Here is a 12,968-nt window from a genome sequence, read left to right as displayed (position 1 = left end):
GCGAATGTGGTTATTTTGGAGATACAACATGAACGATTTTACTCTGAATGCTGAAGTGCGTTCCGACCTGGGGAAAGGTGCGAGCCGCCGCCTGCGTCGTCTCGCAAGCCTGGTTCCAGCTGTAGTTTACGGTGGCGACAAAGCCCCTGAATCCATCAGCATGCTGGCTAAAGAAGTTGCCAAACTGCTCGAAAACGACGCGGCTTACAGCCACATCATCGAGCTGAACGTTGGCGGCACCAAGCAAAACGTAATCATCAAAGCCCTGCAGCGTCACCCGGCCAAAGGCCACGTGTTGCACGCTGACTTCGTACGCGTAGTAGCTGGCCAGAAACTGACCGCTATCGTGCCTGTACACTTCGTTGGCGAAGAAGCTCCGATCAAGAAAGGCGGCGAAGTTTCGCACGTTGTTTCCGAAATCGAAGTGACCTGCCTGCCGAAAGATCTGCCTGAGTTCATCGAAGTCGACCTGGCTAACGCTGAAATCGGTTCGATCATTCACTTGTCCGACCTCAAAGCCCCTAAAGGCGTTGAGTTTGTTGCTCTGGCACACGGTGATGACAAGGCTGTTGCCAACGTCCACGCTCCACGTGTTGCTCCAGAAGCTACCGAAGAAGGCGAAGCAGAGTAATTTACTCTGTTCGCCGGAGTGACCGGAAACATCGCGGACTAGAGCGTAGCGAGAAAGCGGGCGAGAACGCGGAGTTTACATAATGGTAAATGAGCACTTGTCGTCCACTTTTGCCGCACTCCCTGATTGCGGCGATGTTATCCACCACTCCAAGGAAGGGCCCCTATCGTGACTGCCATCAAACTGATCGTTGGCCTGGGAAATCCAGGCGCTGAATACGAACAGACCCGGCATAACGCAGGGGCCCTTTTTGTTGAGCGCATCGCGAACGCGCAAGGTGTGAACCTTGTGGCCGATCGCAAGTATTTCGGCCTGACCGGGCGCTATTCGCATCAGGGTCAGGATGTTCGTCTGCTGATTCCCACCACGTACATGAACCGCAGCGGCCAGGCCGTGGCGGCACTCGCCGGTTTCTTCCGCATCACGCCTGAAGAAATCCTCGTGGCACATGACGAACTCGACCTGCCTCCGGGCGTTGCCAAGCTCAAACAGGGCGGCGGCCATGGCGGTCACAACGGGTTGCGCGACATCATCGCGCAACTGGGCAATCAGAATACCTTTCATCGCTTGCGGCTTGGCATTGGCCACCCGGGCGTTGCCAGTATGGTTTCAAATTTCGTCCTGGGTCGTGCGCCACGCGCCGAACAGGAAAAACTCGATGCCAGCATCGACTTTGCCCTCGGCGTGCTGCCGGATATCCTCGCCGGGGAATGGAACCGTGCGATGAAAAACCTGCACAGCCAGAAGGCCTGACTCTAATCCGAGGGGATACACCATGGGATTCAATTGCGGCATCGTCGGCCTGCCTAACGTCGGCAAGTCCACCCTATTCAACGCCCTGACCAAATCCGGGATCGCGGCCGAGAACTTCCCCTTCTGCACCATCGAGCCGAACACCGGTATCGTGCCGATGCCGGATCCACGCCTGGAAGCCCTGGCGGCCATCGTCAATCCAAAGCGCATCCTGCCGACCACCATGGAATTCGTCGACATCGCTGGCCTGGTTGCCGGCGCCTCCAAAGGTGAAGGCCTGGGCAACAAGTTCCTCGCCAACATCCGTGAAACCGATGCCATCGCCCACGTAGTCCGCTGCTTCGAAGACGAGAACGTGATTCACGTCTCCAACAGCGTCGACCCGAAACGCGACATCGAAATCATCGACCTGGAACTGATCTTCGCCGACCTCGACAGCTGCGAGAAGCAACTGCAGAAAGTCACCCGCAACGCCAAGGGTGGCGACAAGGACGCCGTGGTCCAGAAAGGCCTGCTGGAGCAGTTGATCGCTCACTTCACACTCGGCAAGCCTGCGCGCACCCTGATGAAGAACATGGGCGCCGACGACAAGGCCGTGGTTCGTGGCTTCCACCTGCTGACGACCAAACCGGTCATGTACATCGCCAACGTCGCTGAAGACGGTTTCGAGAACAACCCGCTGCTGGACATCGTCAAGGCCATTGCCGAAGAAGAAGGCGCCATGGTGGTTCCGGTCTGCAACAAGATCGAAGCCGAAATCGCCGAGCTGGAAGACGGCGAAGAGAAAGACATGTTCCTCGAAGCCCTGGGCCTCGAAGAGCCTGGCCTGAACCGCGTGATCCGCGCCGGCTACGAGATGCTGCACCTGCAGACCTACTTCACCGCCGGTGTCGAAGAAGTCCGCGCCTGGACCGTACGCGTCGGTGCCACCGCACCACAAGCCGCTGGCGTGATCCACACCGACTTCGAAAAAGGCTTCATCCGCGCCGAAGTCATCGCCTATGACGACTTCATCCAGTACAAGGGCGAAGCCGGCACCAAAGAAGCCGGTAAATGGCGTCTGGAAGGCAAGGACTACATCGTGAAAGACGGCGACGTGATGCACTTCCGTTTCAACGTTTAAAAACAGCCAGCAACAAAAAGCCGCGTTTGATACGCGGCTTTTTTGTGCCTCAATGTTTTACCCGCCACACCACCGAACACCTGTGGGAGCGGGCTTGCTCGCGAAGGGGCCATCAGCTTCAACATCACTGTTGGCTGACACACCGCTTTCGCGAGCAAGCCCGCTCCCACAGGGGGATTGATGTTAGGTCAGGCCTTTTTGGTTCTCGGCAGGAAGATCGCCAGTACGCCAAACAGCGGCAGGAACGAACACAGGAAATACACGTATTCAATCCCGTGCACGTCCGCCAAATGCCCCAGCAGCGCCGCGCCAATCCCGCCGAAACCAAACATCAAACCAAAGAACACCCCGGCAATCATCCCGACATTGCCCGGCACCAACTCCTGCGCGTACACCACGATGGCGGAAAACGCCGAGGCCAGGATGAAGCCGATGACCACGCTGAGAATGCTGGTCCAGAACAGGTCGACATGGGGCAGGATCAAGGTGAACGGCGCCACGCCGAGGATCGAGAACCAGATCACCGCCTTACGCCCGATCTTGTCGCCAATCGGCCCACCGAAGAAGGTCCCCGCCGCCACCGCGCCCAGGAACAGGAACAGGTGCAGTTGCGAACTGGCCACCGACAGGTCGAATTTCTCGATCAGGTAGAAGGTGAAGTAACTGGTGAAACTGGCCATGTAGAAATACTTGGAGAACACCAGCAAGCCCAGTACCACCAGCGCGCTGATCACTCGGTTTTTCGACAAACCGTGGGTCGCCGCCTGGCCTTGCTTGAGCTTGAACAGGTTCAAGTGGTTGGCGTACCAGCGGCTGATGCGATAGAGCACGAACAACGCAAACACCGCGAACAGCCCGAACCACGCGACATGCCCCTGACCGTAGGGAATGATGATCGCTGCGGCCAGCAAGGGACCGAAGGCCGAGCCCGCGTTACCGCCAACCTGGAAGGTCGATTGCGCCAGGCCAAACCGCCCGCCCGAGGCCAGTCGCGCCACGCGAGAAGCTTCCGGGTGAAAGGTCGAAGAGCCGATGCCGATCAACCCGGCGGCCAGCAGAATCATCGGGAAGCTGCCCACTTCCGACATCATTAAAATGCCGATCAATGTGCACACCGTCCCGGCCGGTAACAGCCATGGCTTGGGATGGCGATCGGTGTAGTAACCGACCCACGGCTGCAACAGCGAAGCGGTCAGCTGGAACGTCAGGGTAATCAAACCGACCTGGGTAAACGTCAGGCCATAGTTGGCCTTGAGCATCGGATAAATCGACGGCAACACCGACTGAATCAGGTCGTTGATCAAGTGCGCCAGCGCGACGGCGCCGATGATGCGCATGACTAATGGACTGCTTTGGGGAGTCGCGGACGCCGGCGTACTGCCGGTCTGGGCATTGCTGATAGCCATGGGGATTTCCGTACTACAGATGGGTGCACACGGGCAGGTGCGTCAATGTGCCATTTTTCAGTGCAGCAGCGCCATCCCCTTAGCCAGCTAACGACCTTAACGTTCATCGAAGAGTGGGTGATAGCGCAACGCCATGGTCTAAATCTTGCCTTGTTTATCCCCTTCAACGCGGCCCCCTTACAAAGGGGATCGAGAATGGGAAGTTTCGCTACAGAGTCGGCCTACAGAGCTGGCGAGGGTGAACTTTCGAGGCCTTTTAAAAGGGCACAAGTCGCGGTCGCAACGATCACGACGCACGCTAATGGTGCGTGGTGTCCAGAGGAGTCATGGGGCATGCAGGCTTTTTTATCACCGGGGATCGGGCTGCTGGGGCGTTTTGGCTTCGCACGCAAATTTCAGCTGCTGTTTCTGCTGTTCATCCTGCCGCTGGGCGGCAGTCTGTGGATGATCGGCCAGGATTATCGGGACAAACTGCAGCTCATATCCGGCGAACGTGCCGGGGTTCGTCAACTGCTGGCCCTGGATGCGCTGGACAACCTGCTCGCCGCCCAGCGTGACCGCGCCGCCCGTTGGCGCGCCACCGAAACCAATCGCCAGCCGACACCGGCCACCATCGCCGCCATGGGCGCTTTCGACGCCGTGCAACCCGCCGTCGCCCAAGCCACCTCGGAGCTGGGCGATGCCCTGAAAACCGAAGGCGCCGAGGGTGAAACCCTGACCCGTTACCAAGCGCTGCAAACCGCCCTGAATGGCCTCGATTCGAAAAGCCTCAGCGGCGTCGGCTGGTGGCCGGACGGTTATGATCGCTTCACCAATGCCTTGAGCGCCCTGCAAGCCTTGCGCGAACAAATCGCCATGGACAATCGCCTGACCCTGGCACCCTGGCTGGAAACCTATTTGCTGACGCAGATTTCCACGCAGCACGCGCCGGACCTGATCGAACGGGTCGGACGCCTCGCAGCGGTCGGCCAGGCGTCGGTGGTGTCCGGGCAGTTCACCTTGCAAAGTCGCCTGCAACTGCGGGACTTGCGCGGTCGCATCGGTGATGCCCGTGAGCAGCTTGTGAAAACCGCGAGCCTGCTGGAAGCGCGCCTGCCCAGCGCCCTGCAAACCTGGGCCGGGCAATACCATGACAGCCTCAAGCATCTCGATGGGACCTTGAAAGTCCTCGACGACGGCGTGTTTGGCGGCAGCATCAACCTCAAGCCGGACGACTTCGAACGTAATCTCGACTCGCTGCTGACCGACCTCGCCTCCCTGCGCCAGCAATCCCTGGTGTCGCTGGATCAACGTCTGGATTATTACCACACCTCGGCCATCCGCCAGTTCATCCTGGTGGCGACGATCTTCGGTTGCCTGTTGCTGGCCGCGCTCTATCTGTTCGTGTGTTTGCAGGCTTCGATCCGCCGCAGCGCCAGTGGCATCACCGTGCTGGCCGAAGCCTTGCGTGACGGCAACCTGAGCCTGCAAGTGCCGGTGCAAGGTCGCGACGAATTGGCGGCAATCAGTACCGCGCTCAACGTCGCGGTGGTGCAACTGCGCAACAGTTTGCTCGGGGTCGATCACGAAACCTTGCAACTGAGCAACGCCGTGCGCACCCTCAACGATCATTCCAGCGGCGCATTGGGCGAAGTCGAGGCCCAGCAGATTCAAATCAGCCAGATCGCCGCGGCTGCCACGCAACTGGCCGCCACCTCCCAAGGGGTCGCCCAGAGCTGCGAACAAGCGTCCGGCAGCGCCCAGCACACGCAGCGCATCGCCGCCGACAGCAGCCGCGACAGCCAACGCACCACGGCGAGCATTCAACAGCTCAATCAGCGCCTCAACGACACGGCGGCGGCATTGGGTCGGGTCAGCGAGCAAGGACAGCAGATTCAACTGGTGGTCGACACCATTCGCGGTGTGGCCGAGCAAACCAACCTGTTGGCACTCAACGCTGCGATCGAAGCAGCGCGGGCGGGTGAACAAGGTCGCGGCTTTGCCGTGGTGGCCGATGAGGTGCGCAGTCTGTCACAGCGCACGCAATCGTCCACGGCGCAGATTGCCGGTACTGTCGACAGCCTGCGCAACACGGTGAACGAAGCGGTGAGCTTGATGGAAGCGGCCTGCGGCCAGGCTCAGTCCGACGCCGAAGCCGTCACGGGCCTCGGTCAACGCCTGGGGGAAATCGCCAGCGCCGTGCAGAGCGTCACCGACACTCTGGCGCAAATCGCCACCGCCGTCGAAGAGCAGGCGAGCACCGCCGATGAGGTCAGCGGCAACATCCAGCAGGTCGATCAGGCCGCCGTCAGGTTGCTGGAAGGCGCACGGGCGGTGAACCTCGCGGCAGACACCTTGAGCCAGGGCAGCAAGGCCTTGAGCGCGAATACCGGGAGATTTCAGCTCAGTTGACGCCCTGCCCCGCGCCGGTTTTTCGGCTCAGGACGATAAGCGGTTGAAAGTGTAGAGAAATATTTTAGATTTACGCTTGACGCATCTGCATTACCGGTGAATAATGCGCGCCACTTGGCTACATAGCTCAGTTGGTTAGAGCATAGCATTCATAATGCTGGGGTCCGGGGTTCAAGTCCCTGTGTAGCCACCAAGTACTAAAAACGGCTTACCGAAAGGTAGGCCGTTTTTTTATGCCTCGAGAAAAGTGCCCGCCCCGTCAGGCATGCATCGTCGATAACGCGGACAAACCTCGCTCCCAAATCTGCCAGGTGCGCAGCCACACCATGGCCTGCCAATCAGGGTCCGCAGGATAAAACTGCTCCAGCAGATTGAGCTTGATCCCGCGCCCGACCGCATCACTCGGATTGCCATGCAGATGCAACCAGTGGTCATCGCGCAGATGTCGATGAACCGCCGCACCTGGATACGTCCCGCACTCGATCACAAATGGCATCAGCCGCACGTTCGGCAAGGCATTGAGCAGCGCTTGCGAGGTGTAGCCGGTGGCGGTCGCGGCCACGCCGGTTTCGCTCGTGGTGTTGGCGCCGGTGTGCAGAGTGTAGAGCCATGGGCCGTAAATCGCCTGGGCATCGTCCAGCGCCGGGTACGCCGCTTCGGTGATAGTCAGCAGCATCGGATGACCGTATTCACCGGCGCCGGTGTGCAAGTCGAAGCACATGGCGACGTCAGCATGGGCGATGTGTTTCTGAATGATCTGGTGCAACGTGCGGTTCGACCAGCTCGGCGCCAAACCGCCATAGAACAAGCCATCGGGATGACTGTGCTGGCCGCCCTCGACAATCGACATCACTGCCGGCCATCCGTGTTCATTGATTTGCGCATCGAGCAAGGCATCGGCGCGATCACGCTCGGGTCCGTTCAGCTGCGTGCAAGCATAGATTTCATGCAGCGACGCGTAGGCCTGGTTGTCCGGCAATGGTTGTTCGTAGTTCAGGTGGTTGCGGTTGAGGTCGATGTTGTCTTCGTTGACCCGACGCAACCACGCCGTGCCCCACGGGTTGATCAGATGGATTACCACCACCGCCACATCCGCCGGTAGTGAACGCTTGCCCAGATCCTGCAACCACTTGATCTGGCATCCCGAGCCATAGAAGCCTTCGACCCCGTGGGTGCCGCTCAACGCGATCAACAAACGCTTGGCCTTCGGATCACCGATTACCGCCACATCGGTGCTCAACGGTTCACCGAACGGCCCTGTGAGTGGATGCGGATACGCGGTCAATGTCGCTCCGGCAGCAGTGGCCGCCGCGAGAAATTGTTCACGTTGGCCACGGTAACTTGGCTGGGTAGGAAACTCAGTCTGCATGTGTGCCTCTTGTAGGTTTTCTGGCCGCTGTGTTGCTCTCGACCCTACAGAAAATTCGCCAACTCATGAAGGATAAAAACGTTGTGGCGCTCGGACGCGGTTTGCGTCGTACCTTGTCGGTCGATAAAGTCCCCAAACCTTTTTCCCACGGACGGAGTGCCCCCACGTGTTCCCAGCCTTCCACTTGAGCCGCTATCGCCTGTCAGCCCTGTCGCTGATCGCCACCGCGCTGACCCTCGCCGCGTGCAATGCCCCTCCGGCTTCAACGCTGCCCATCGCGCCAGAAGCCGCCTCGGGTTATCGCACCGACCTGCAAACCCGCCATGCTTCGAAACACATGGCGGCAGCGGCCAACCCGCTGGCGGCCGAGGCCGGGCGGGAGATGTTGCGTCAGGGTGGTTCGGCCATCGATGCGGCCATCGCGATGCAAGCGGTGCTGACCCTGGTGGAACCGCAATCCTCGGGTATCGGTGGCGGCGCGTTGATCGTGCTGTGGGACGGCAAAGCCGTGCGCACGTATGACGGTCGGGAAACCGCTCCGTCCGGCGCCACCGAGAAACTTTTCCTGCAAGCCGACGGCACACCGATGCCGTTCACCCAGGCACAGATTGGCGGTCGTTCGGTGGGGACGCCGGGGGTGTTACGCGCACTGGAACTGGCGCATCAGAAACACGGGCATTTGCCCTGGGCGAAGCTGTTCGAGCCGGCGATCAAACTCGCGGAGCAAGGCTTTGCCATCTCGCCGCGCTTGCACCAGTTGATTGCCTCGGACTCGTCGATGCAGCGTTCACCGGACATGATGGCGTACTTTCGCAATGCCGACGGCAGCCCGAAAGCCGTCGGTACGCGGCTGAAAAATCCGGCACTGGCTGCCGTGCTTAAACGCATCGCCAACGAAGGACCGGACGCGCTGTACAAAGGACCGGTTGCCGAAGAAATCGTCGCCAAGGTCCAGGGTCATAAAAATCCCGGCAGCCTGTCGCTGAACGATCTGCAAGGCTACCAGGCCAAAGAAAGGGCGCCGCTGTGCACCGACTACAAACGCTGGCAAGTCTGCGGCATGCCGCCACCATCGTCAGGCGGGATTGCCGTGGCGCAGATCCTCGGCACCCTGCAAGCCCTGGAAACCCGCGACCCGCGCCTGGCCCTGGCGCCACTCAAACCACACAAGACTGATAAACCCGCCGGCATCGAACCCGCCCCTGAAGCCGTGCACCTGATCTCTGAAGCCGAACGCCTGGCCTACGCCGACCGCGCTCAGTACGTGGCCGACACCGACTTCGTGCCCGTGCCAGTCAAAGGCCTGGTAGATCCCGCTTACCTGGCTAGCCGCGCCGCCCTGATCGGCGACCGCAGCATGGGCACGGCCAAACCCGGCACACCGCCGGGCATTCAAGTCGCCTACGCGCCGGACCGCTCGCCCCTGCGCATCTCCACCTCGCAGGTGGTCGCCGTCGATGACGAAGGCGGTGCAGTGTCCATGACCACCACCGTCGAATCGGCGTTCGGCTCGCACCTGATGGTCCAGGGCTTCATGCTCAACAACCAGATGACCGACTTCTCATTCATCCCCGAAGAGAACGGGCAAAAAGTCGCCAACCGCGTCGAACCCGGCAAACGCCCGCGCTCGTCCATGGCGCCAACCCTGATCTTCGACCGCCAGAGCGGCGAATTCCTCGCCACCATCGGCTCCCCGGGCGGCTCGCAAATCATCGAATACGTCGCCAAATCCACCATCGGCCTGCTCGACTGGAACCTCGACCCGCAAGCCGCCATCAACCTGCCGAACTTCGGCAGCCGCAACGGCCCGACCGAACTGGAACAAGGGCAATTCAGCCCGGTGCTGATTCAGGGGTTGAAGGACAAAGGGCATGTGGTGAATGAAATCGACATGACCAGCGGCACCCAGGCGATTGTTCGGGTCAAGGATGCGCAGGGGAAGGCTTCGCTGGCAGGTGGGGCAGATCCGCGGCGCGAGGGGGAGGCGTTGGGGGATTGAGTCTTACGCAGGAATGAGAAAAGGCTTACCGGGAGGTAGGCCTTTTTGATATTGCCTGCCAGACAGTTGCGCGCCGAGAGGCGATGTCGCGGAGTAAATCGTTACCAAGCCTAGCGACTGATCTTCAACGCCTGCCGCGCCTGGTGCTTTTCCAGCGCCAGATCGATCAAGCGGCTGACCAGTTCGCTATAGGTCATGCCCGTGGCCTGCCACAGCTTGGGGTACATGCTGATGCGGGTGAAACCGGGCAGCGAGTTGATCTCGTTGATCAGCACTTCGCCACGGTCGGTCAGGAACACGTCGACCCGCGCCAGCCCTGAACAGCCCAGCACCTGAAAAGCCTCGACGGCCAAGGCGCGAATACGCTCGCTCGCTTCATCGCTGATGTTGGCCGGCACCACCACTTCGGCGGCCTGGTCGTCGATGTATTTACTGTCGTAGGAATAAAAACCGCTGCGCACCACGATCTCGCCGCAACCACTGGCAATCGGCTGATCATTGCCAAGTACCGCGCATTCGATCTCGCGACCGCTGACGGCGGATTCGATCAGGACTTTTTCGTCGAAGTCCAGGGCCAGGTTGATCGCGGCCGTGTATTCAGCTTCATCGGTCACCTTGCTCACGCCCACGGAAGAGCCCTGGTTCGCCGGTTTGACGAACAGCGGCAGGCCGAGCTTGGCTTGCACCTCGGCGAACCCGGTGCGCGCAGCAGTGGCGCGGTTCAGCGTCACAAAAGGGGTCACCGCAATCCCGGCGTCACGCAGCAGGCGTTTGCTGATGTCCTTGTCCATGCACACCGCCGAACCCAGCACATCGGAGCCGACAAATGGCAAGTCCGCCATGCGCAACAAGCCTTGCAGGCAGCCGTCCTCGCCGAGGGTGCCGTGGACGATCGGGAAGATCACATCGACGTGGCCGAGCAACTCCTGGCTGGAGGTTTCCACCAATTGCTGACTGGCCTTGCCCGGCACCACCGCCAGTTCGCGATTGGATTGATTGAGGGCAATCAGCGCCGGGTTTTCCTGATTGAGCAGGAAGTTCGAGGGGTCGTTGAGGTGCCAGTGGCCTTGTTTGTCGATGCCGATCAGCACCGGTTCAAAGCGCGAACGGTCCAGTGCATCGACGATGTTCTTTGCCGATTGCAGCGACACTTCATGCTCCGCCGAACGGCCCCCGAAAATAATCCCAACCCGCAGTTTGCTCATTGCCTGGCCTCATTTTGAATGTGATGTTTCATACCACGGCAGCGCCGATGAGTTAAAGGCTGAAACTTCGCGCTGCGTCCACCAGTCATTGTTTATGCGCAGCACGCTTATGCGTTCCCACCACGCCGAGGCCGCCCTTGAACGCTCCGACCGATCGTCGCAACACGCTCTCCCTGGACGGGCTCAACTTCTTTCTCGCCGATGTGCGCGACGGACTCGGCCCTTACCTTGCGATCTATCTGCTGGCGGTGCATCACTGGGACCCGGCCAGCATCGGCCTGGTGATGACCCTGGCAGGGATTGCCGCGTTGCTGACCCAGACCCCGGCCGGTGCGCTGATCGACCGCACCCGGCGCAAGCGCGGCGTGATCATCGTCGCCGCGCTGCTGGTGACGGTGAGTTGCCTGCTGCTGCCCTTCATTACGTCCTTTACGTTCGTGGCGCTGACCCAGGCCTTGAGCGCTGTCGCGGCCTCAGTATTTGCCCCGGCTATCTCGGCCATTTCACTGGGCATCACCGGGCCTCGGGCCTTCACCCGACGCACCGGGCGCAATGAAACCTTCAACCATGCCGGCAATGCAGCCGCCGCATTGCTGGCCGGTGGCTTTGCCTATTTGTTCGGCCCGGTGGCGGTGTTTTACCTGATGGCGGTGATGGCGTTGGCCAGCGTGGTCGCCATCAGCTTCATCTCGCCCCACGCCATCGATCACGATGTTGCCCGAGGTTTCGACCCGCAAGGCCCGCCCCATGGCGAGCAGCCCTCGGGGCTGAGTGTGCTGCTGCACAACCGGCCGTTGCTGGTGTTCGCCATTTGTTGTGGGCTGTTTCACCTGGCCAATGCAGCGATGCTGCCGCTGGTGAGTCAGAAATTGTCCCTGGTGAATTTGCAGATGGCCACGCCACTGACGTCTGCGTGCATCGTCGCCGCACAATTGGTCATGGTGCCGGTGGCGTTGCTGGTGGGGTGGAAGGCCGATGTCTGGGGACGCAAGCCGTTGCTGCTGGCCGGGTTCCTGATCCTGCCATTGCGCGGGGTGCTTTATACCCTGTCGGATGATCCCTACTGGCTGGTCGCCGTGCAGTTGCTCGACGGCGTCGGGGCCGGGATCTTTGGCGCCTTGTTCCCGGTGGTGATCAAGGACCTGACCCAAGGCACAGGGCGCTTTAATGTGAGCCTGGGCGCGCTGTCGACGGTGTTCGGTTTGGGCGCGGCACTGAGCAATGGATTGGCCGGTCTGGTGGTGCAGCAGGCCGGCTACAGCGCCGCATTCCTGACCTTGGCGGCGGTGGCGGCGACTGCGCTGGTGTTGCTGGTGGTGGCCATGCCCGAGACACTGAATCGCGCCTGCGTGGCTAACGATCGACCGATCGCCACGGCGCTGACCTGATCAGCGACTGGCCACCAGATGCGCACCAAACAGCAGGTAGCAACTGCCGGCAAAACGGTCCAGCCACTTGCGCGAACGATCATAAGCCTCTGCCACCCGACGGCTGGCAAACAGCAACGCCACGCTGCAATACCAACTGAATGACAGGCTGGCCATGGTCAGCACCGCCAGCGCCAGCAACATTGGTGGGGGCGAGGCCGGCATGGCAGTGGCGAAAATCGTCGCGACGAACAACGCAGCCTTGGGGTTAGTCATATTGCCGACAAAACCCCGGCCATACGCCGACAGCAGCGTGCGCCCTGCCCCACCCAGCGCATCATGACCGCCCGGCACCATCGCCGGTTTGCTCTTGAACTGCTTCAAACCCAGATAGATCAGGTAACAGCCACCGGCAATCTTGAACGTCAGGTACAGCGTTGGCGCCGCGCTGAACAGCGATTTGATCCCCAGGCCACCGGCCAACCCCCACAGCACCGTGCCGGTCGCCACACCCAGCGCAGCCACCACGCCATGCCGTCGCGAGCAACTGGCCGCCAGTTGCGCAGTGTTGAAGAAGTTCGGGCCGGGGGTCACGACAGCAACCGTCCACAACAGGGCCAGGGACAATAACGGCGCGGCGTAACTCAATGGGGTCGGTTCCATGGCAGGGATCGCCTTCGTGTGTCTCAGAGAAGCCTTACCTTGCAACATTTACTGACGACTT

10 protein-coding genes and 1 tRNA gene are annotated in these 12,968 nt (G+C 60.7%); 7 read left to right on the top strand and 4 right to left on the bottom strand.

All coding sequences use genetic code 11. From position 1 onward, the window contains the following. Nucleotides 1–28: 28 nt before the first annotated feature. From BK665_RS29845 to ychF, 3 genes are all read left to right on the top strand, one after another. A complete protein-coding gene (locus BK665_RS29845) occupies nt 29–631 on the top strand; it encodes a 50S ribosomal protein L25/general stress protein Ctc (protein WP_123410094.1) in 603 nt (200 codons plus the stop codon). Between the two features lie 168 nt (nt 632–799). Then, entirely contained in the window at nt 800–1,384 is a 585-nt protein-coding gene (gene pth, locus BK665_RS29840; protein WP_008153430.1) for an aminoacyl-tRNA hydrolase, read from the top strand. 22 nt (nt 1,385–1,406) lie between these two features. Next, a complete protein-coding gene (gene ychF / locus BK665_RS29835) occupies nt 1,407–2,507 on the top strand; it encodes a redox-regulated ATPase YchF (RefSeq protein ID WP_054045704.1) in 1,101 nt (366 codons plus the stop codon). Nucleotides 2,508–2,695: 188 nt separating this feature from the next. Here ychF and BK665_RS29830 read toward each other — a convergent pair whose 3' ends face one another. Then, on the bottom strand, nt 2,696–3,913 hold the full coding sequence (locus BK665_RS29830; RefSeq protein ID WP_123410093.1) for an MFS transporter: 1,218 nt from the start codon (nt 3,911–3,913) through the stop codon (nt 2,696–2,698). A gap of 333 nt (nt 3,914–4,246) precedes the next feature. Here BK665_RS29830 and BK665_RS29825 point away from each other — a divergent pair, with 333 nt between their 5' ends. Continuing rightward, complete coding sequence (locus BK665_RS29825) at nt 4,247–6,304, top strand: methyl-accepting chemotaxis protein (RefSeq protein WP_123410092.1); 2,058 nt, start codon at nt 4,247–4,249, stop codon at nt 6,302–6,304. A 116-nt stretch (nt 6,305–6,420) separates the two neighbouring features. After that, nucleotides 6,421–6,497: transfer RNA gene (locus BK665_RS29820), tRNA-Met, on the top strand. Nucleotides 6,498–6,563: 66 nt separating this feature from the next. Here BK665_RS29820 and BK665_RS29815 read toward each other — a convergent pair. Then, entirely contained in the window at nt 6,564–7,673 is a 1,110-nt protein-coding gene (locus tag BK665_RS29815; RefSeq protein WP_123410091.1) for a DUF2817 domain-containing protein, read from the bottom strand. Between the two features lie 166 nt (nt 7,674–7,839). Here BK665_RS29815 and ggt point away from each other — a divergent pair, with 166 nt between their 5' ends. Next, on the top strand, nt 7,840–9,672 hold the full coding sequence (gene ggt / locus BK665_RS29810; RefSeq protein WP_123410090.1) for a gamma-glutamyltransferase: 1,833 nt from the start codon (nt 7,840–7,842) through the stop codon (nt 9,670–9,672). A gap of 110 nt (nt 9,673–9,782) precedes the next feature. On the opposite strand, the gene ddlA is transcribed toward ggt, so the two are convergent. After that, nucleotides 9,783–10,877, bottom strand: a complete 1,095-nt coding sequence (ddlA, locus tag BK665_RS29805; protein ID WP_123410089.1) for a D-alanine--D-alanine ligase — start codon at nt 10,875–10,877, stop codon at nt 9,783–9,785. 137 nt (nt 10,878–11,014) lie between these two features. Between ddlA and BK665_RS29800 the strand changes: the two genes are divergently transcribed. Continuing rightward, on the top strand, nt 11,015–12,265 hold the full coding sequence (locus tag BK665_RS29800; protein WP_123410088.1) for an MFS transporter: 1,251 nt from the start codon (nt 11,015–11,017) through the stop codon (nt 12,263–12,265). Here BK665_RS29800 and BK665_RS29795 read toward each other — a convergent pair whose 3' ends face one another. Next, entirely contained in the window at nt 12,266–12,907 is a 642-nt protein-coding gene (locus BK665_RS29795) for a LysE family translocator (protein ID WP_123410087.1), read from the bottom strand. Between the last annotated feature and the right edge of the window lie 61 nt (nt 12,908–12,968).

It is taken from the genome of Pseudomonas frederiksbergensis (assembly GCF_003732665.1).
Taxonomy (GTDB): domain Bacteria; phylum Pseudomonadota; class Gammaproteobacteria; order Pseudomonadales; family Pseudomonadaceae; genus Aquipseudomonas; species Aquipseudomonas frederiksbergensis_G.
Note: the sequence above shows the minus strand (reverse complement) of the source record. Positions and strands in the feature narration are given on the sequence as shown.